This is a genomic window from Microcoleus sp. S36a_B3 (assembly GCF_036700745.1).
Lineage (GTDB): Bacteria > Cyanobacteriota > Cyanobacteriia > Cyanobacteriales > Microcoleaceae > Microcoleus.
Genome location: NZ_JAUBPN010000013.1, coordinates 48374 through 67342 on the forward strand (window position 1 = coordinate 48374; position 18969 = coordinate 67342).

Annotated in this window: 19 protein-coding genes; 11 read left to right on the forward strand and 8 right to left on the reverse strand. The window is 45.8% G+C overall.

What is annotated here, in order from left to right; translation table 11 throughout:
- The first annotated feature begins 278 nt into the window (after positions 1–278).
- The 4 genes from QUA01_RS15670 (at position 279) to QUA01_RS15685 (ending at position 3467) form a co-directional block, all read left to right on the forward strand.
- A complete protein-coding gene (locus QUA01_RS15670; RefSeq protein ID WP_333090586.1) occupies positions 279–869 on the forward strand; it encodes a type IV pilin-like G/H family protein in 591 nt (196 codons plus the stop codon).
- 15 nt (positions 870–884) lie between these two features.
- On the forward strand, positions 885–1634 hold the full coding sequence (locus QUA01_RS15675; RefSeq protein WP_333090587.1) for a sterol desaturase family protein: 750 nt from the start codon (positions 885–887) through the stop codon (positions 1632–1634).
- Positions 1635–1640: 6 nt separating this feature from the next.
- Positions 1641–2168, forward strand: coding sequence for a rhodanese-like domain-containing protein (locus QUA01_RS15680; protein WP_333090588.1), 528 nt, complete (start codon positions 1641–1643; stop codon positions 2166–2168).
- Between the two features lie 198 nt (positions 2169–2366).
- Positions 2367–3467: an iron-containing redox enzyme family protein gene (locus tag QUA01_RS15685; protein ID WP_333090589.1), complete on the forward strand. Its 1101-nt coding sequence runs from the start codon at positions 2367–2369 to the stop codon at positions 3465–3467.
- Between the two features lie 52 nt (positions 3468–3519).
- On the opposite strand, the gene QUA01_RS15690 is transcribed toward QUA01_RS15685, so the two are convergent.
- The 3 genes from QUA01_RS15690 to QUA01_RS15700 form a co-directional block, all read right to left on the reverse strand.
- On the reverse strand, positions 3520–4239 hold the full coding sequence (locus tag QUA01_RS15690; protein ID WP_333090590.1) for an SAM-dependent methyltransferase: 720 nt from the start codon (positions 4237–4239) through the stop codon (positions 3520–3522).
- Positions 4240–4870: 631 nt separating this feature from the next.
- The gene (locus tag QUA01_RS15695) at positions 4871–5353 is read right to left on the reverse strand and encodes a YqhA family protein (RefSeq protein ID WP_333090593.1); all 483 of its coding nucleotides are present in this window, start codon (positions 5351–5353) and stop codon (positions 4871–4873) included.
- Between the two features lie 68 nt (positions 5354–5421).
- Positions 5422–5562 (reverse strand): hypothetical protein, encoded by a 141-nt coding sequence (locus QUA01_RS15700; RefSeq protein WP_333090595.1) that lies wholly within the window; start codon positions 5560–5562, stop codon positions 5422–5424.
- Positions 5563–6039: 477 nt separating this feature from the next.
- Between QUA01_RS15700 and QUA01_RS15705 the strand changes: the two genes are divergently transcribed.
- Positions 6040–7152, forward strand: coding sequence for a hypothetical protein (locus QUA01_RS15705; protein ID WP_333090598.1), 1113 nt, complete (start codon positions 6040–6042; stop codon positions 7150–7152).
- 149 nt (positions 7153–7301) lie between these two features.
- Here the strand turns inward: QUA01_RS15705 and QUA01_RS15710 are convergent, their stop codons facing one another.
- Entirely contained in the window at positions 7302–7670 is a 369-nt protein-coding gene (locus QUA01_RS15710) for a Lin0512 family protein (protein ID WP_194010532.1), read from the reverse strand.
- 462 nt (positions 7671–8132) lie between these two features.
- On the opposite strand from QUA01_RS15710, the gene QUA01_RS15715 reads away from it, so the two are divergent.
- Both QUA01_RS15715 and QUA01_RS15720 read left to right on the forward strand, forming a co-directional pair.
- A complete protein-coding gene (locus QUA01_RS15715) occupies positions 8133–9047 on the forward strand; it encodes a branched-chain amino acid transaminase (protein ID WP_333090599.1) in 915 nt (304 codons plus the stop codon).
- A gap of 110 nt (positions 9048–9157) precedes the next feature.
- Positions 9158–9442: a tetratricopeptide repeat protein gene (locus tag QUA01_RS15720; protein ID WP_333090601.1), complete on the forward strand. Its 285-nt coding sequence runs from the start codon at positions 9158–9160 to the stop codon at positions 9440–9442.
- Between the two features lie 22 nt (positions 9443–9464).
- Here QUA01_RS15720 and fghA read toward each other — a convergent pair whose 3' ends face one another.
- Positions 9465–10319, reverse strand: a complete 855-nt coding sequence (fghA, locus tag QUA01_RS15725; protein WP_333090602.1) for an S-formylglutathione hydrolase — start codon at positions 10317–10319, stop codon at positions 9465–9467.
- Positions 10320–10409: 90 nt separating this feature from the next.
- Entirely contained in the window at positions 10410–11519 is a 1110-nt protein-coding gene (locus tag QUA01_RS15730) for an S-(hydroxymethyl)glutathione dehydrogenase/class III alcohol dehydrogenase (protein WP_333090603.1), read from the reverse strand.
- 79 nt (positions 11520–11598) lie between these two features.
- Here QUA01_RS15730 and QUA01_RS15735 point away from each other — a divergent pair, with 79 nt between their 5' ends.
- From QUA01_RS15735 to sppA, 3 genes are all read left to right on the forward strand, one after another.
- Entirely contained in the window at positions 11599–12282 is a 684-nt protein-coding gene (locus QUA01_RS15735) for an SDR family oxidoreductase (RefSeq protein ID WP_333090605.1), read from the forward strand.
- Positions 12283–12425: 143 nt separating this feature from the next.
- The gene (gene fni, locus QUA01_RS15740; protein WP_333090607.1) at positions 12426–13481 is read left to right on the forward strand and encodes a type 2 isopentenyl-diphosphate Delta-isomerase; all 1056 of its coding nucleotides are present in this window, start codon (positions 12426–12428) and stop codon (positions 13479–13481) included.
- A 502-nt stretch (positions 13482–13983) separates the two neighbouring features.
- Positions 13984–15804: a signal peptide peptidase SppA gene (gene sppA / locus QUA01_RS15745; protein WP_333090610.1), complete on the forward strand. Its 1821-nt coding sequence runs from the start codon at positions 13984–13986 to the stop codon at positions 15802–15804.
- A 253-nt stretch (positions 15805–16057) separates the two neighbouring features.
- On the opposite strand, the gene QUA01_RS15750 is transcribed toward sppA, so the two are convergent.
- Positions 16058–16330 (reverse strand): GlsB/YeaQ/YmgE family stress response membrane protein, encoded by a 273-nt coding sequence (locus QUA01_RS15750; protein ID WP_194013129.1) that lies wholly within the window; start codon positions 16328–16330, stop codon positions 16058–16060.
- A gap of 560 nt (positions 16331–16890) precedes the next feature.
- Between QUA01_RS15750 and QUA01_RS15755 the strand changes: the two genes are divergently transcribed.
- A complete protein-coding gene (locus tag QUA01_RS15755) occupies positions 16891–18078 on the forward strand; it encodes a tetratricopeptide repeat protein (protein WP_333090613.1) in 1188 nt (395 codons plus the stop codon).
- A gap of 164 nt (positions 18079–18242) precedes the next feature.
- On the opposite strand, the gene QUA01_RS15760 is transcribed toward QUA01_RS15755, so the two are convergent.
- Positions 18243–18962, reverse strand: a complete 720-nt coding sequence (locus QUA01_RS15760) for a carbonic anhydrase (RefSeq protein WP_333090614.1) — start codon at positions 18960–18962, stop codon at positions 18243–18245.
- Between the last annotated feature and the right edge of the window lie 7 nt (positions 18963–18969).

Below are 18969 nucleotides of genomic sequence, written 5' to 3' on the forward strand. Positions count from 1 at the left end.
TATAGTCACACGCCCTATTAAATGCCAAATGCCAGTGATGTCTAAAGTCGATGAGAAGTCGATGAAAAGTCAGTCGAGTTCTCAAATAGCCTGGTGATTTAATAGAGATAGAGTAGAAGCAAGGCACAATATGCGAGGTTTGCATACCCCGCCGCACTCAGTGATATATTCAGTTTAACCTCAATGAGGCATTTACCTGAAACCTGAATATTGTCGCGCCTCTCCTCCAATAATTACTCGCTGGACAACTAATCGGCTAACACATTTGAAGAACAATCATGCAGCTTAAGAAAAATCCTCAACTCGATGCACTCGATAAAAAAGTGGAATCTTCAGAAAAAAAGATTCTCCCTGACAAAAAACGTAAATCATGGGTAGGAACTTTTCTGAAAATCACTTTTATTTATTTTCCCCTGGGCAGCATAATACTTGGTGCGATCGCGTTGCCGAATCTGCTCTCTTGTGGCAATAAAGCGAAGCAGTCAGAAGCTAAACAATATGTTAGCTCAATGAACCGCGCTCAACAAGCTTATTTTGCCGAAAAAGGTGTTTTTGCAACTTCCCTTGATGCCCTCGATCTTGGTCTTAAGTCTCAAACAACCAACTACAATTATTCAGTAATTGCTGGTAAAAAAGCTGCATTTAGTTACGGCGTATCCCGCACAGTACAAAAGGATATCAAGAGCGTTATCGGAGCTGTTTTTTTAGTGCCTACACCTCTTACCAATGCTAAGAAAGCTGCCGATACAAGTACGATGCTAACTATATTATGTATTGCCAAATCTGATACTCCAACTCCACCTGCTGAGCCAATAAATATTAACGGTAAATTAGCTTGCGGTGATGGGACAGTAGAATTGAATAAGTAAATTGCGACCAAAATTATGCCAGAAATTGTCAAAGGCTTCATCATCTTAGCTTGCATCTTCATTCCCCTCGAAAGAATTTTATCCTTGCACAAGCAAAAGATATTCCGTCTCGGATGGGCAACCGATGCCACCTATTTTTTTACAGGTCACTTTATTGGCAGATCAGGCGCTATTGTTGTGACTGTAATTTTGTCGCTGATGACTAATTTACTAAACCCGGAATTGCAAAGCAAAGTAGCTTCTCAACCTTTGTGGTTGCAGTTGGCAGAAGCAGTTATCGTTTCAGATATGGCATATTATATTGCTCACAGACTACTGCATGAAGTACCCTGGCTTTGGCAATTTCATGCAATCCATCACACCATTGAACACATGGACTGGTTAGCCGCAGTGCGGGTGCATCCCTGCGAGCAACTCTTTACTCAGATTTGCAAAATTATGCCTCTTTACTGGTTGGGATTTACTAAGGAGAGTTTGGTGGTTTATGCTCTTTATTCGGCGGCGATCGCTTTTTTGATTCATTCTAATATTAAATTAAAATTTGGCATCCTAAAATGGTTCGTAGCAACCCCACAATTTCATCACTGGCATCACAGTAAAATTCCCCAAATCCACAACAAAAACTTTGCTGTTCAGTTGCCATTGTTAGATTTGCTATTTGGCACTATCTATATGCCAACCAAAAAATGCCTGATCAATATGGAATCTCTGATTCTATACCTGCTGGATATGTCGGACAAATGTTCTATCCATTTTCAAGGATGATTAAAAATGCTAGATGAAAATGCAAAACCAGGTATTAAGCGCTATTCTCGCCTTTTCCTGGCAATTATGGGTTTTGGTTTGACGAGTGTTGCTTCTGTGGGTGCAGTTGCCCTATTTCATCACATGGATATCCTAACTTTTATCGCCAGTTTAAATACGAAACAAGTAACTGTTGCCGAATTGCAGCAGGGTAAGTTGAAACCAGTGATTTTGATAGATGTGCGATCGCCCGAAGAATACGCAGAAGATCGCATCGGTGAAAGTCCGCTGGTTCCGATAACTGACATTGAAGCTGGATTCGGTGTCAAGCAAGTGCAAGCTATGGCTCGATCCAGTGTCAAATTTAATCAACCTCAGCCAACTGTTGTACTTTATTGTGCGCGGGGAGCGCGCTCAGTTAAAGCATACCAAAAATTGCAAAAAACTGGGTTGAATTTGGCTTTCCTCTCAGGCGGTATCACAGCATGGCGGCAAGCTATACCTGCTAAAAAAGACGCTGAAATATTAGCCCCAATTACTCGATCGCAGAAATAGACTGTCAGGAGTAATGGGTTAGTTAGTTAAAGGAAGAGCCGAGAACAAGGGTAAGTCGAAAATATCTATCAATAGAAAGGTGTAGCCGGCTGAATGATTAGCTATCTTGAAAATAAGCAGCCAGAATATTCGGCAATCTGCAAAGGTTGGCTGTTTTGGCAGGCAGCACAATAATCTGAGTTAGCATAATTTGATTCCATGCAAAACACCCTAGAGATACTTTCTTCTTCTGAGTCGCCGAGTCTTCCCAAAAAGCAACCCGTACCCCCAAATTACGAAGCAGCCGATCGCCAATTTGTCAATTTGCTAGAAGTCGAGGATTTAGACAAGACGGTGGCGGCAAAACCGTTACTTGTCAGCGATTTTGAAAGCGCGATCGCCTATGCAATTCAAGCAGCTTACCAACAGGAACCGGGCGATGAGGCCGCTCACCGCTTCTTGCAGCGCATACTTTACCGCGTCAACCGCCTCAACTTGTTTTGGTACGACGATTTGCGCCGCTACAACAATGAGCGATCGCACTATTTGCGTTCTGTGCGCGATCGCATTGAGGAACCTTGGCAGCAATGGGAAATCGCCCAAATCGACGTTGCAGCGCTGCAAAACATCGAGGATGTCAAGCAAGCCCTGCGCGATCGCGCCGCTGCCGATGTCGATCCAGAGCTTACTGAGATCGATCGCTACCTGCGAGAACAGATGACTGAAGAGGGATACAAGCACTTGCTGGCGATCGCCTCCTTCGACGGTTTAGTGGAAGCCAGCCGCGTTTCTCGCATCATCGGCGGTGCCGGCAACGAAATTCAGTGCACCCTTACGCGAGTGCTGATCGAAGAATACGGCGGCGGTCGCTTAGCCCGCAAACACTCGACCTATTTTGCCCAAATGCTGGCAGAATTCGGTATGAACACGGAACCGGAGGCGTATTTCGATTTGGTGCCTTGGCAAGTGCTCGCCAGCATCAATCACAATTTCCTGCTGACGGAACGCAAGCGCCATTTTCTTCGCTACAACGGCGGACTCACCTATTTTGAAGTGGCCGGGCCCGTCGCTTACCGCAATTATCTAGCCGCCGCCCAGCGTCTGGGCCTCTCGCAGGCTGCGATGGGCTATTGGGAACTGCACATCCGCGAAGACGAACGTCACGGGCGCTGGATGCTTGATGAGGTGGCGATTCCGCTGGTTGACAGATACCCGCAGGAGGCGTGGGAGTTGGTGTTGGGCTACGATCAGGAGAAGTCGATCGGCGATCGGGCTGCTGCTGCTGTAGTGCGATCGATCCAAGCCACAGAGCACAATTAACAGCTATATCCTAGGGTGTATCAAAGACTGATGCACCCTACCAGGAATTAGCTTAAAATGCTGTCATTAACTGAATTAGCTCGATCGACAAATCTCTTTGCGACTTTTGGTGCTTCTTAAACAAAACTCCAGCCAGCAGATAGATATTTTCCGAATAAAAAGCCATTCCCTGTTCTCTGAGAGTGGCGATCGCGCTTTTCACCTTGGGCTCCGAACTATAATAGCCAAAAGTTAAAGGTGCAATCTCAAAATTCGCCACCGAGTACCCTCGATCCAACGCATAATCGATCAAACCCACAGGATTAGAATAGCTAGAAACCATCAGCAAAACTCGATCGCAGTCCAAAGATAAAAGTTTCTTAGCAATTGTCGAACCATCATTCCCGCCGTGCAACAGCGGCTGATAAATCTTGTCATCCACCGCAGGCAAATAAGGCGGATTCGAGATGACACAATCCGCCGACTGATATAAAAGCGAATCAAAAAAAGAGCAATTGTTGACCGTATATTGTTCGCTGATCTGATATTGCTTAATTTGAGACTGAGCAATTTTCCAAGCTACATTATTTAGCTCAAATCCTTGTATTGTCCCGCTAAAATCTGTTCTCAGCAAAGACTTAATAACTGGACTTCCTTCTCCTGAACCAAACTCTACGATAAGTCTAGAATTGTCGCTGGCATTTAACACTAAACTTTCCAAGCAGTGCGAGTAAAAATTCGATTCTTCCGGGCAGTGGAATACTTGTTTCAGAGGATTGGATGAAGTGAGCATAAATTCTGTAACAAAGTTTACTCTTTTTAAAATATCGAATAAGTAATAGTGCAGCCATCTGTCCCAAGAGCTATTTAATCAAGTTTTATAGCACTTCGATCCAAAGATAAGGGAGAGCTCGCTCCCTTATCTTTGGATCGATTTCCCCATTTAAAATCTCAACTCAAAAAATGAAAAATCTATAGCAGTTCGATCTAAAGATGAGGTATTGAGCGATCGAGTTCTCAATCCCTCAATTCTTCAATCTCAAATCAAAAAATGGAAAAACTCTTCCTGTTTGACTTCGTGCGATTGTAAAAGTATTACTTTCGATTGAACGTAAAATTAATAATATTCATCCTATTGATAGATTGCAATTCCCTAGCAATCCGTTTATCAATTTAAATAAGTGGTTCCCCGTTGGAGCGAAAGGAAACTGTGTAAGCGAGGAAGAGCCTAGGCACACGATTAGATCGGCTCTTCCTCGCCTCTGGGCCCTGCTTTCGCTCGAACTGAGCAGTCCTACAAATCCTGCGAGGATTGCTAGAGCGATTAACAGGTTTTATATAAAATTTATTGTGAGCCTAGAGTCCCATTAGGATGCCGTTGCTCTATCAGCAAAATTTTGGTAATTTCCCTGCTCAAACAGGCCTTAATCTGACTTGGGCTTTTTTACCTGTGAACTCAGAAAATACGTCAGCGCAGCGATTACTAAAGCGATACTCACTCCTAATGAAAGGATGTTCGGATCGCCGTTCCACTTAACTACCTGGCCGAGATATAATACGCTCAATACGACGACTATCACGCTGGCAAGTTTGGTTTTGAGGTCGTCTATGGTGTGAATTTCTAGCCAGTCTGGTACTTTGATGCGATCGTCAATAAACAGTTCGTAAAGTCCGAGTGCCGTAATGTAAAATACTGTGGCTAGCAGAAACAAGTCTACAACTTCGACAAAGGACAGAATCAGTGTTTTAGAGTTTTCGCTGGAAATCGGCCCTGTAGTGATAATGTAGCCGATGGTAGCGATCGTTTCAAGGGCACCGTAGATCAAAAGTGTCACAGAGGCTATAAAAGAACCGAGTACAGCAATTATCATTAGATAGCGACTTTTGGCAAGAATTCGATGCAGCATAGTTGATATCCGCTGGGGAAATTTATGAGAGAAGAACCGCTCTCTGGCATACCTTTGGGTTTACTATATCAGGGTTTTGCCCGATCGCACTGACCAGCAAGCAATTGTGCTGCGGCCGCGCCCCAAGCCCCATCAAAACCTTGCAGTTGAAAGGTTACGGGCGAATTCGGCAACCAGCGGGCGATCGCCTGAGAGCTTTTTGAGATCATTGAGTTTGCTGGGAAAGTTTGATCCGTAGGCTGCGAGTGACAAAAATGCCAGCAGCAACATCAGAAACAGTAGCGCTAAAAAAATATTCAACTAACTCATCTGAGGGAGTTAAGCGAACGCAACACTAAGCCACAAAATCAGAGAAACCGGGTTTATATGCCCTATCCCTAGGTTTTGATGGATCTCGTAAACCCCAAAAGCAAATATCATCCACTTGAAAGAAACGCCCTTTTCCGAAATATTCCTAAAGATGAATGGCGAAGTTGCCAGAGTGGTAATACCTTATAAAGTATGGACATGTTGGTGTGATTTTCCACGGAAAATCAATCAAAGTAACCGCAATCAATGGGCTTCATTACCTTGATTGTCCCGCAGTGAATCTTATAAAAGTTGTAAGTTACGCTGTCAATTTAAACCTGCTGTTTTGGCCTCAAAACCCGCTCGCAGGAATCTATAATGCAAAAGCAAGCATAATCATGAAATCTTCTAAATTGTTGTTGAAAGTTATTTTAGCAGGGGCTTGTAGTGTAGGTTTAGCAACGGTTTCCTTAACAGTGCCTGCCTCTGCCCAGTCGGGAGGTACCGCAGGCACTGGCACCAGCGGTACAGGCGCTGGCACCAACGGTACAGGCACTCGCACGGGTACGGATGCAACTGGTACAGGCGCTGGTACGGGTACAAGCGGTACGACAGGTACGACAGGTACGACAGGCACAACAGGTGCAACCGATACCACTGGTACGACAGGTACGACAGGCACAACCGATACCACTGGTACGACAGGCACAACAGGCACTCCTGGTACTGCTGGTACTGCTGGTAATGCTGGTACGACAGGTACGACAGGCACAACCGATACCACTGGTACTGCTGGTACTGCTGGTACAACGGATACGACAGGTACGACAGGCACTCCTGGTACTGCTGGTACTGCTGGTAATGCTGGTACGACAGGCACAACAGGTACAACCGATACCACTGGTACTGCTGGTACAACGGATACGACAGGTACGACAGGCACTCCTGGTACTGCTGGTACGACAGGCAGAACTGGTACTGCTGGCACTACCGATACGACTGGTACGACAGGCACTCCTGGAAGTGCTGGTACGGGTACGACAGGCACTCCTGGTAGTGCTGGCACGGGTACGACAGGCACTCCTGGTAGTGCTGGTACGACAGGTACAACTGGTACAACTGGTACGACAGGCACAACCGATACAACTGGTACAACCAATACGACAGGCACTCCTGGAAGTGCTGGCACGGGTACAACAGGTACAACTGGTACAACAGGTACAACTGGTACAACTGGTACAACTGGTACGACAGGCACAACAGGTACAACAGGTACGACACCGATGCCGGCTGGTACGACAGGTACAACTGGTACTACCGGAAGCTCCACAGACGTTACGACAGACGTTACGACAGTGACGCCGGCTGGGGCGAATTCTGGAGTTTTGAGTGCTCGGCGCGATCGCCCCAATAACTTCGGTTGGCTGGGCGTGTTCGGCGTGTTCGGTTTGCTCAACTTGCTTCGGAAAGACCGTACAGCGTCCGATCGCACTTTCACCCGATCGGAGTAACACTAAATTTGTAGGGTGCGTCAGAACTTCGCCTTTTCTCCCCTATTTGAGGCAAAATCTCTGACGCACCCTACTACTTTGCCTAAATAGATCGTAATTTTCTCAAGGGCGATCGTACTTCAGGGCTGATTTATTCAAACAACACAAAATTAGTCCTGAGTGTCCACAAAAACAGTCACAGCCGCCACAGCGATTAACATTTCATCATTTTTATCATTCAGAGAGGCGATCGCCCTTCCCGCCACCACCATGCCTCCTTGCTCCACAATCAGAGTTTTGCTACCAAAAGGCAGCACCGCCAACACCTCATCGGGTCGCACTTGTTCCGGGTAAGGAACAGCCACCTTAACCTCCACAATCATCTGATTTGGGTCAGTCAAACCCGCCACTTCCCAGACACCTAACAGAGCATTATTGGCGATCGCATTCCGTACAGCCCTAGCCGCCGCTACAGTCGGTTCCTGTCCGTGCTGGTCAATACCCATCCCCATTTCAATGATGAAACATTTACGTGCCACAGTTACCCCTTCGTTGATATTTGCTTGCAGTCGTTAGCGAAGCCCCCAAAGAGGATCGCACTCTTTCTCAAAACAATACAATTATCTCCCAACCTGACCACTATTTATATTATTTTATCGATCGATAAAACCACAAAACAATCATCCCAGTTTCAACAAATAATGCAACTGTATGCAACCATCAAAGCCCAATAGTCATCAATCATTCTCAATTTAATATCTAAAACTTGTACAGCGAAGCCGAAGTCGAAGAATCTAAAACTTGTATAGCGAAGCCGAAGTATCTAAAATCGTCTAATACCATTTTTCTAAAGATGTGCTGATGAAGTCTTAGCCCCCCCTTACGAAGGGGGTTGGGGGGGGTAATATCTAGCGCTACTTTATGAAATTGGTATAACTTATGGTAGTATAACCCAATTCACGACTCCTCGCGGAAAGCCAAACTCATCTCCAGCTTAAATCATGGATAGTTTTCTACCAATTGCCTACTTTCAAAACCAATTTCTGCCATTTAGCGACGCCAACATTTCCATAGCCACCCACGCCCTGCACTACGGAACCGGAGTTTTAGGCGGGTTGCGAGGAATTCCCGACCCCCAAAATCCCGATCGCATCCTTCTATTTAGATTAGAGCGCCACTGTCAAAGATTAAGCCAAAGTGCCAGCTTCCTCCACTGCGATTTACCCGCCGACAAAATTCAACATATAATCATTGATTTTGTCAAAAAAAATCAACCAACAAAATCATTTTACATCCGCCCTTTCGTCTACACATCCAGCTTAGGAATTGCCCCCCGACTTCACAACGTAGAAACAGACTTCTTTGTCTACGGATTAGAACTTTCCGACTACTTACCCAAAGCAGGAGTTAACTGTAGAATTAGCTCTTGGTACCGCCAAGAAGACCGCAGCTTACCATTAAGAGGCAAAATTAGCGGCGCTTACATCACCTCAGCCTTAGCCAAAACAGAAGCAGTCGAATCCGGCTTCGACGAAGCGATTATGATGAACACCCAAGGAAAAGTCAGCGAAGCTTCAGGAATGAACATATTTATCGCCCGAAACGGTAAATTAGTGACACCAGGTTTCGATCAAGATATTCTCGAAGGAATTACCAGAGACAGCGTTATAACTATCGCCAGAGACTTAGGAATAGAAGTCATAGAAAGACCAGTTGATAAATCAGAACTGTTGATTGCAGACGAGATTTTCCTCTGCGGAACCGCCGCCAAAATTACCCCAATCAACCGAATAGAAAACTATCAATTGCCTCAAAACCGACCCATCACCGAAAAGATTTTGGACAAACTCACCGGGATTATCGAAAATCGCGACAGCCAATACAAAGACTGGGTATTTGCGATCGACCTAAATTGACCGTTTGTAGTGAGGACTTCAGTCCTTCTTTTCGTGACCAAACTCCTCACTACAAACCATCACTCGCTCCTTTATACAAGCAAGATGAATAGCAGAAATTAAGAAATGCGATGGAATCTCAAGAATTTTATGAAAAAGGATTTGACCTCGGTCGTAGAGGGCTGTACCATGAAGCAGTTGAAGCTTTTACTCAAGCAATTAATCTCAATCCTGACTTTGTAGAAGCTTATATGATCCGTGCTGATGTTCGAGCTGCTGCTGGAGATTTACAGGGGGGAATTGAAGATTTTGAGAAAGCTATGGATATTTACAGGGCGAGAGGACAATCGCAAATAGCTGATATGCTTTTAGTTCCTTGGGGTGCCCTGCACAATCAAATTAGGTTTAAGGACTAAAGTCCGAACTCGCGAACAAAGTTTACCCGCACAAAACAGCCGCGTGATGGCGAATGTGATCCTCCATAAAACTCGCTATAAAATAATAGCTATGATCGTAACCATCCTGCATCCTTAAAGTTAGCGGTTGTCCCGCTTTCGCACAAGCCTCCGCGAACACGTCCGGCAACAACTGCCCGTCAGCCAAAAACGAATCAGCAGTGCCGCAATCAATCAGAATCGGACGGTTGTACTGTGCTGCCACAACCAATTCGCTAGCATCCCAAGCGCTCCAAATCTCTTTGTCACCACCGAGGTAGTTTGCAAAAGCTTTTTGTCCCCAAGGGCAGCGCACGGGCGCGCAAATAGGCGCAAAAGCGGAAACTGAAAGATAGCGAGATCCATTTTTCAACGCACAAATTAAAGCCCCGTGTCCGCCCATCGAATGACCGAAAATTCCCTGTTTTTTCGGTATCGCTGGAAAGTTTTCGGCGATTAAATTCGGCAATTCATCAACCACATAACTGTACATTCGATAATGAGAATTCCAAGGTGCAACTGTCGCATCAATATAAAAACCCGCGCCACTTCCCAAGTCCCAACTCTCATTTTCCCCAGGAATGCCAGTATTGCGCGGACTCGTGTCTGGTGCAACTAGCATTAACCCATGTTTTGCCGCAAATTGCTGCGCCCCCGCTTTTGCCATAAAGTTTTCTTCCGTGCAGGTTAAACCTGATAGGAAATAGAGAATTGGTACGGGTTGAGTTTGAGCTTGGGGTGGTTGGTAAACAGTGAATTTCATTTCGCTGTTGCAGGTTGAGGATTGATGGCTGTAAAAGCCGAGTTTGCCGCCAAAGCTTTGATATTCTTTGTGCAGTTTTAGGGTGTGAGAGATCATGTTAATTCTATTTCATTTGGGAATTAGATTTTTTTTAACCGCAGAGGGCGCAGAGGACGCAGAGGAATAGAGAAGAGAGAAGTTGTTTGTTCAAAATGTTAAGACTGTGCGAATTACTTCGCCTTTGTGCATTAAATCAAAGGCTTTATTAATTTTGTCGATCGGCATTACTTTAGTTATCAAGCTGTCAATGTCAATTTTACCATCCATGTACCAATCAACAATCTTGGGGACATCAGTTCTGCCCTTCGCCCCGCCAAAAGCCGAGCCTTTCCAAACCCTACCAGTTACTAGCTGAAACGGGCGGGTGCTAATTTCTTGACCTGCTCCCGCTACCCCAATAATTACGCTCACGCCCCAACCTTTGTGACAGCATTCTAAAGCTTGGCGCATTACATTAATGTTGCCGATACATTCAAAACTGTAATCAGCTCCGCCTTTGGTTAAATCTACTAAATAAGGCACTAAATCGCCTTCCACTTCCGAGGGATTAACAAAGTGAGTCATGCCGAATTTTTCTGCCATTTCTCGCTTGTCGGGATTCAAATCTACGCCGACAATCATGTTAGCTCCTACCATGCGAGCGGCTTGAATTACGTTTAAACCCACGCCGCCCAAACCGAAAACTACCACATTAGAACCTGGTTCTACTTTTGCCGTATTGATGACAGCGCCGATACCCGTGGTTACGCCGCAGCCGATCAAACAAACTTTATCAAAAGGAGCGTCATCGCGAATTTTTGCTACCGCAATTTCTGGCAATACTGTATAATTTGCAAAGGTAGAAGTTCCCATGTAATGGTGAATTTTTTCACCGTCTATGGAAAACCTACTCGTGCCGTCGGGCATCACTCCCTGGCCTTGAGTCAGGCGAATTGCTTGACAGAGATTCGTTTTTTTGCTCAAACAATATTCGCAGTTGCGGCATTCGGGAGTGTAAAGTGGAATTACCCGATCGCCCTTTTTGACACTTGTCACTCCCGGCCCAACATCTGCCACAATCCCGGCTCCCTCGTGGCCTAAGATAGCAGGAAATAAACCTTCGGGATCTGCGCCGGAAAGAGTGAAAGCATCGGTGTGACAAACACCAGTCGCTTTAATTTCCACCAGCACCTCTCCGGCCCGCGGCCCATCCAAATCGACCGTCTCAATAGTCAAAGGTTGGCCGGCACTGCGAGCAACTGCTGCTTTTACTTTCATGGTTTATTCCCTGCGATCGATTTGTCAATTTACCAGTCAATATGTATTGTATTACTTTCTGCCAAACTTCAGCAAATCTATGACCAAATTAATTGTAATTACCGGAGTCAGTCGCGGTCTCGGTCTTGCCATGACCGAAAAATTTATTGAATTGGGACACACAGTTGTGGGATGCGCCCGTTCTTCGGAAGCGGTGAAAAAACTCAACCAAAAATATAGTAAACCCCATTATTTTACTTGTTTGGATGTCACCAGCGACGATCGAGTCAAAGCTTGGGCTACAGAAATACTGGCAAATAATCAGGCTCCCGATTTGCTCATTAACAATGCAGCTTTAGTCAACCATCCCGCGCCGCTTTGGAATGTCGGCAGCGAAGAATTTTCTCAGCTAATTGATGTTAATATTAAAGGTACTGCTAATGTAATTCGCCACTTTGTCCCGGCAATGATTGCGAGAAAAAGCGGCATAATTGTCAACTTTAGTTCCGGTTGGGGAAGGTCAACTTCGCCGGAAGTCGCGCCCTATTGCGCTTCTAAATGGGCGATTGAAGGACTTACACGATCGCTAGCCCAAGAACTGCCCCCAGGTATGGCAGCAGTTCCTTTAAATCCCGGCATAATTCACACAGATATGCTAGACATTTGTTTCGGCGAAGATGCGGTAAATTACACCTCAATCAAAGCCTGGGTGCAAAAAGCAGTGCCTTTGCTGCTGAAATTAAAACCTTCAGATAACGGCGTACCGATGACCGTTCCTGGATAACAAAGCAACAGAAAACATAATTTGCAAACATCTCTCATTTCTACTCCTCTGCGCCCTCTGCGCTCTCTGCGGTAAAAAAAAACTCAAAAATGAAATAAAATTACTGTATTCCCAAATCACAACTCTTTCCCCAAACAGCCACTGTGAACTTGCCGCAAACCTCGCCCTCGCAAACCGAAACCCGCAAAGCAGATCATCTGCGGATCTGCCTCGAAGAAGACGTACAATTTCGCGAAACTACCAGCGGACTCGAAAACTACCGTTTTACTCACTGCTGTTTGCCAGAACTCGATCGCACTGAAATCGATTTAACATCCACATTTCTCGGCAAAAAACTAGCCGTTCCCCTGCTAATATCCTCAATGACAGGCGGCACAGAACTAGCCCAGACAATCAACTACCGCCTCGCCGATGTCGCTCAAGAATACAAACTAGCAATGGGAGTCGGTTCCCAGCGATGCGCTGTCGAAAACCCTCAACTAGCTCCGACATTTGCAGTGCGCCGCCGCGCTCCCGATATTCTGCTATTTGCTAACATCGGAGCGGTGCAATTAAACTACAATTACGGTTTAGAAGAGTGCCAAAAAATTATCGACATTCTCGAAGCCGATGCCCTTATTTTACACCTAAATCCACTGCAAGAATGCGTTCAAACCGAAGGCGATACTAACTTTAAAGGACTGCTAGATAAAATTGCTAAATTGTGCGAAAAATTACCAGTACCGGTAATTGCTAAAGAAGTTGGCAACGGTATTTCAGGAAAGATGGCAGAGAAATTGCTCGCCGCCGGAGTAAGCGCGATCGACATTGCCGGAGCCGGAGGCACTTCTTGGGCGAAAATAGAAGGACAGCGAGCCAAAGATAGCAAGCAGCGCAGGTTGGGCGCAACCTTTGCCGACTGGGGAATACCCACAGCCGAGTGCATTGTCAGCACCCGCGCTGCCGCCCCAGATGTTCCCCTGATTGCCTCTGGAGGCTTGCAAAACGGCTTGGATGCAGCGAAAGCTCTCGCCCTCGGCGCGGATGTTGCAGGGCTGGCGCGGCCGTTTCTGGAAGCAGCAGCGCAATCGGAATCAGTCGCAGCCCTCCTCGCTGAGGTTTTAATTGCAGAGATTGCCACCGTGATGTTTTGTACGGGCTGCGCTAACCTCGACGAGTTAAAGCATTCTGGGGTTTTATTCAGTAGCCGGAATATCTAGGTTTACCAAGGATTAGAATATCTAATTCTTAGTATTTCGGCTTTTGACACCGATGAGGCAAAATTAATGTATGATTTGATAACGCTGGATTAATGCGGGTTGTTAAGGCTTAGACGGGGTGAAAGCCGTAAAACACCTAACACAAATTAATCATCCCACTACAACTAAATAATTTACCCCCTCAAGGTCGTAAACTTTAACTAAGGAATTGTGGCCATGCTGAAAACTGGGCAACCGCCAAGCGATAAGCAAGCAGTAATGCACTACTTTTTACCTTGAGGAAGTTACACCGTGGACTTGGGCTTCTGTGACATCTTGTTCTTCAAGAAAAGATTTACATAGGTTTTTAGAAGCGGTTTTGGAAAGGCTAAGATAGAAGGATGTCAGTTGGCAGTTGGCAGTGGGCAGTTGTTAGTTGACATTGTTAACAGTCAACAGTTAACAGTTAACAGTCAACAGTCAACAGCTAACAATGCCTAATTCCCAATTATCGATTACCTAAATGAAAGATTTCCTCAAATATACTTGTGCAAGTTTGCTGGGAACCTTCCTAGGATTGTTGCTGCTGGGTGGCGTCGGATTGGGAGGGCTGGTACTGCTAATTGCTGTTGCGGCATCGTCCTCAAAAGATTCAGGCCCGCAAGTTAAAGATAAGTCTGTAATGGTATTAGACCTTTCTTTAAATATCACTGATAGCAAACCGAACCGCAGCACGAGTGCGGCGATTCAAGAAGTTCTTTCGGACGAGTCCGGCGATGCAGTGACTTTGCGGACTGTTTTAGACGCGATCGAATCTGCGACAAAAGACCCCAAAATCGTGGGCATTTATCTCGAAGGCAGTTCGGATTCCAGCAGCAGCGGGTTTGCTAATCTCAAAGAAGTTCGATCGGCCTTACAGCGTTTCCGAGATGCCAAAAAACCCATTATTGCTTACGAAATGGACTGGAACGAGCGAGATTATTACCTCGGTTCAGTCGCCAACACAATTGCTATCAATCCCTACGGTTCTTTAGAAATCAACGGTTTTAGCAGTCAGGCAATGTTCTGGACTGGTGCTTTGGAAAAATACGGCGTGGGAGTGCAAGTGACTCGCGTCGGCAAATACAAGTCAGCCGTGGAACCGTTTTTGCTCAAACAAATGAGTCCCGAAAATCGCCAGCAAACCCAAAAACTGCTCGGAGATATTTGGGGAGAATACCTGAAAACTATCGGCCCGAGCCGCAAATTGACCGTGCCGCAACTGCAAGCGGTGGCAGATAATGGCGGAACTTTGATGGCTGACGAAGCTCTCAAAGGTAAGTTAGTTGATAAAGTTGTATACTTTGACGAAATTACGACGGAACTCAAAAAACTCACAGGAACCGATCGCGAAGACAAATCTTTTAAGCAAATTAGCTTGAAAAACTACGCGAGAGTTGCTGAGAGTAAAAACTCAACTCGCGCTGACAATAAAAACCAGATTGCTGTGCTTTACGCTGAGGGTGAGATTGTCGATGGGGACGGCGGGCCAACTCAAGTAGGGGGCGATCGCATTGCTAGAGAATTGCGGAAAATCCGAGAAAATGACGACGTAAAAGCAGTAGTTTTGCGCGTTAACAGTCCCGGAGGCAGCGCGACGGCAGCGGAAGTCATCGGGCGCGAAGTCGCGCTGACGGGCAAAAAAAAGCCAGTTATCGTGTCGATGGGCAATTTAGCAGCTTCCGGCGGCTATTGGATTTCGATGGGTTCCAACAAAATTTTTGCCGAAGCGAGTACGATTACGGGTTCCATCGGCGTGTTTGGAATGCTATTTAACGTCGAAAAGTTGGCTGCTAACAACGGCGTGACTTGGGATGTGGTGAAAACCGCCCGCTTTGCCGATAGTAAAACGATTTCCCGCCCGAAAACTCCTCAAGAATTGGCGAATATTCAGAGAGTAGTCGATCGCATTTACGATCGATTTATCACCAAAGTCGCCGACTCCCGCAAACTGCCAAAAAACAAGGTGCAAGAAATTGCTCAAGGCAGAGTTTGGTCTGGTACCGCCGCGAAACAGTTGGGTTTAGTCGATGAAATTGGCGGTTTAGAAGACGCTATCAAAGCTGCGGCGGAGCAAGCTAAACTAGGTGAAAACTGGCAGTTAGAAGAATATCCAAAAAATCGCACTTTGGAGGAGCGAATTTTGGAAAGACTTTCAGGCGTTCATGTTTTGGAACCAGCCACCAAACTCGACCCGCTGACTGCTGAAGTTAAGAAAATGCAGGATGAATTAGCTGTTGTCAAGTCCATGAACGACCCGCAAGGCGTTTACGTTCGCTTGCCTTTCAATTTACGGATTAATTAACTTGAATCTTCAACCCGATTGGCATGGGTTTTGTTTGTGCAGCAGCGGTTTTAGCCGCACCCGTCCGATGAAATAAACAAGGTTTGTAGTGAGGATTTTAGTCTGCATCTGTTAGAGAACTAAAGTCTTCACTACGAACTAATCTTATTATAGCGATCGCAGCGGGGGCTATTCACTGAAAAACCCGGTTTTTCAAAAAACCGGGTTTATGAATACCCTAAAAATCTGCAGGATTCGGAATAGAAAATATTTTTTATGCAGCACGCTGAGTTAACAATCCCCAGACGAAAAGTACCACGATAGCACCGATGACGGCAAAAGCTATGCTGGGTAGAGTCAATGCTCCGAATGAAGCTCCCGCGCTTGTCCCGAAAAAGACTTGACCTAGATAACCTCCCACTAGGGCACCCACAATTCCTAAACCTGTCGTTGCGAGAAAACCGCCGCCTTGAGTTCCGGGATAAATGGCTTTGGCGATCGCACCGGCAATCAATCCTAAAACGACCCAAGCAATAATTCCAAACATTTCTTTTTCTCCTGAATACTTAACTTTCTTTCGTTCTTTGTCTTATGTACCAAGAATAACAACTGACGACTCACCATTACCTCTACCGTAAGGAGGAACCGAAAGTGGTAGAATTTGTCGTGAATCCTCGGAATTTGAGGCTATTTAATCAGTCAAAAGAGTTAACCCAGTCTTTTTCGCGACGCAAGGTACTTATGCTCAATGCCAAAGGAAAAGCATCCGATTTGAGATTTGAAATTTTAGATGAAAATGACGGAGGACTATTGAGGTTTGCAGCAAGCGCCCGCAGTAGTATTATCTTTTTAAGCTGATATATAGCCTTTCTCGTAAAGATGAGGTATGTCCGGTAATGGGTAATGGGTAATTGGGAATTGGGAATTGGGAATTGGGAATCGCAAGTGCCTATAGGCTTTCTGAGGTTTCTGGAGGTAAAGACGGCCTCCGTGCGAAAAGCTGATCGTCGCATAATTTGGCATACCTCATGTTTTTGAGAACCGCTATAGGAGAATCTTTTCTCGGAATTTTTGTGTGGTACTGGTAAAAAAAATTACAATTATCCTATGAATCTGACACTGTGCACGATCGCCAAGAATGAAGAAGCAACACTGTCGCGGACTTTGGACAGCGTTAAGGGTGTTGTTGACGAAATAGTCGTGGTTGATACTGGTTCGGGCGATCGCACCCGTGAAATTGCCCGTGAATCTGGGGCGAGGGTTTATGACTTTGAATGGTGCGACGACTTCGCAGCAGCCCGCAATGAGTCTCTCAAGCACGCCCGAGGCGACTGGATTTTGGTTTTGGATGCCGATGAGGTTTTGGTACCGGAGATTGTACCTCTTCTTAAGCAGGCCATTAAGAGCGATCGACTGCTGCTAATCAATCTCATTCGCCAAGAAATCGGTGCATCTCAATCTCCCTATTCCCTCGTCTCCCGCTTGTTTCGCAATCGCCCCGACATCCGCTTCTCTCGCCCCTACCACGCCATGATAGACGACAGCGCGGCTGAGATTTTGCAGAGGGAACCCACATGGAAAATAGCTTCTCTCCCCGATGTGGCGATTTACCACTCTGGTTATCACAAAAATGCGATCGCCGCCAAAAATAAATTCCAAAAAGCTCAAGCAGCAATGGAACGCTATATAGCTTACTATCCAAACGACGCCTATGCTTGTAGCAAATTAGGCGCGCTTTATGTAGAAAGCGGGCAAATTGGGCGGGGAATTAATTTATTAACCAGAGGATTGACGAATGTCGCAATTGATGATTCTATTATTTATGAACTCAACTATCATTTAGGAATTGCTTACTGCCTGCAGCAGCAGTTTGTTAAAGCAAAAGAACACTATCAAGCGGCAATTAATACGAATGTTTTCCCGGCGCTGAAGTTGGGCGCTTACAACAATTTGGGCAATTTGCTCAAAGATGAAGGAGATTTGCCTGCTGCAGAAAAAGCTTACAAAGCAGCATTAAAAATAGACCCCAATTTTGCAACAGGTCACTACAATTTGGGAGTGACGCTGAAAGCAGGCGGAAATTTAGCAGATGCGATCGCTTATTACCGACAAGCCATTAAAATCTCTCCCGAATACGCCGAAGCTCATCAAAACTTGGCAGTAGCGCTACTAAAAATTGGCAAAATGCCAGAGAGTTTAGCAGAATTCAAAAGAGCGATCGCCCTTCACGAACAGTCCCGCCCCTTTGAAGCAGAACGCCTCCGCCGAGGCCTGCAAGAAATGGGCTTGATTTAAGCTGGCATATCTACTTTATTAACCAATGATATTCCCGATCGGGGACAGGACTAATGACCAATGACGTTGGACTAGCCTTTGACTTCGCGATCGGGCAAGATGCCCCATGCCCCATGCCCCATGCCCCATGCCCCATGCCCCATGCCTAATGACTTACAGCAAAATCAAGCAATTATCTCCACTTTGCCGCTATCCAAATCGTAGCGCCCCCCAACAACTTTCAGCTTGCCCGCTTTCACAGCTTCAGCCAAAATAGGCGACGAAGAACTTAACTTCTGCACATTCATTTTCACATTAGCTCTGACTGCATTATCCCACGCATTGCCATCGAGATTTTTTGTCGCATCCACAGCCGGTTTAATTGCCGCCACCAAAGTACCAATGTGACCGGGTACAGCTTTGCCGTCTAAAGCAGCTTTAACAGCACCGCAGCGTTCGTGACCCAAAATTACTAATAGCGGAACACCTAATTCTAATGCGGCATATTCGATATTTCCCAGAACCACATCGTCGAGAAAATTTCCAGCTACTCGGATATCAAATAAATCACCCAATCCTTGATCGAAAATAATTTCGGGAGCAACCCGCGAATCAGAACAAGCAAGGATGGTTGCAAACGGATGTTGACCCTGCGCTACTTCGACAATTCGCGATCGGGCTTGGTCGGGAAATGTCCGTTTTTGTTCAATGTAGCGTTGATTCCCCTCCATCAATTTCTTGAGAGCACCGTCGGGAGTGATCTCAGAAATAATCTCTGCAGCATTTGCATTTGCAGCTTGGGCTTGTAAAAGCGTGGGTGCAATGCTTGCCGCCAGCATCCCTGCACCAGCCCTCAACATTAAATTTCTTCGCGAAATCCTGCCTGTTTTTTCGCTTTCAGTCATTATTTGC

What these genes read in the sequence shown, in the direction of transcription:
- QUA01_RS15670 (WP_333090586.1), top strand. Translation starts at nt 279, where the DNA reads ATGCAGCTTAAGAAAAATCCTCAACTCGATGCACTCGATAAAAAAGTG.
- QUA01_RS15675 (WP_333090587.1), top strand. Translation starts at nt 885, where the DNA reads ATGCCAGAAATTGTCAAAGGCTTCATCATCTTAGCTTGCATCTTCATT.
- QUA01_RS15680 (WP_333090588.1), top strand. Translation starts at nt 1,641, where the DNA reads ATGCTAGATGAAAATGCAAAACCAGGTATTAAGCGCTATTCTCGCCTT.
- QUA01_RS15685 (WP_333090589.1), top strand. Translation starts at nt 2,367, where the DNA reads ATGCAAAACACCCTAGAGATACTTTCTTCTTCTGAGTCGCCGAGTCTT.
- QUA01_RS15690 (WP_333090590.1), bottom strand. Translation starts at nt 4,239, where the DNA reads ATGCTCACTTCATCCAATCCTCTGAAACAAGTATTCCACTGCCCGGAA.
- QUA01_RS15695 (WP_333090593.1), bottom strand. Translation starts at nt 5,353, where the DNA reads ATGCTGCATCGAATTCTTGCCAAAAGTCGCTATCTAATGATAATTGCT.
- QUA01_RS15700 (WP_333090595.1), bottom strand. Translation starts at nt 5,562, where the DNA reads ATGATCTCAAAAAGCTCTCAGGCGATCGCCCGCTGGTTGCCGAATTCG.
- QUA01_RS15705 (WP_333090598.1), top strand. Translation starts at nt 6,040, where the DNA reads ATGAAATCTTCTAAATTGTTGTTGAAAGTTATTTTAGCAGGGGCTTGT.
- QUA01_RS15715 (WP_333090599.1), top strand. Translation starts at nt 8,133, where the DNA reads ATGGATAGTTTTCTACCAATTGCCTACTTTCAAAACCAATTTCTGCCA.
- QUA01_RS15720 (WP_333090601.1), top strand. Translation starts at nt 9,158, where the DNA reads ATGGAATCTCAAGAATTTTATGAAAAAGGATTTGACCTCGGTCGTAGA.
- fghA (WP_333090602.1), bottom strand. Translation starts at nt 10,319, where the DNA reads ATGATCTCTCACACCCTAAAACTGCACAAAGAATATCAAAGCTTTGGC.
- QUA01_RS15730 (WP_333090603.1), bottom strand. Translation starts at nt 11,519, where the DNA reads ATGAAAGTAAAAGCAGCAGTTGCTCGCAGTGCCGGCCAACCTTTGACT.
- QUA01_RS15735 (WP_333090605.1), top strand. Translation starts at nt 11,599, where the DNA reads ATGACCAAATTAATTGTAATTACCGGAGTCAGTCGCGGTCTCGGTCTT.
- sppA (WP_333090610.1), top strand. Translation starts at nt 13,984, where the DNA reads ATGAAAGATTTCCTCAAATATACTTGTGCAAGTTTGCTGGGAACCTTC.
- QUA01_RS15750 (WP_194013129.1), bottom strand. Translation starts at nt 16,330, where the DNA reads ATGTTTGGAATTATTGCTTGGGTCGTTTTAGGATTGATTGCCGGTGCG.
- QUA01_RS15755 (WP_333090613.1), top strand. Translation starts at nt 16,891, where the DNA reads ATGAATCTGACACTGTGCACGATCGCCAAGAATGAAGAAGCAACACTG.
- QUA01_RS15760 (WP_333090614.1), bottom strand. Translation starts at nt 18,962, where the DNA reads ATGACTGAAAGCGAAAAAACAGGCAGGATTTCGCGAAGAAATTTAATG.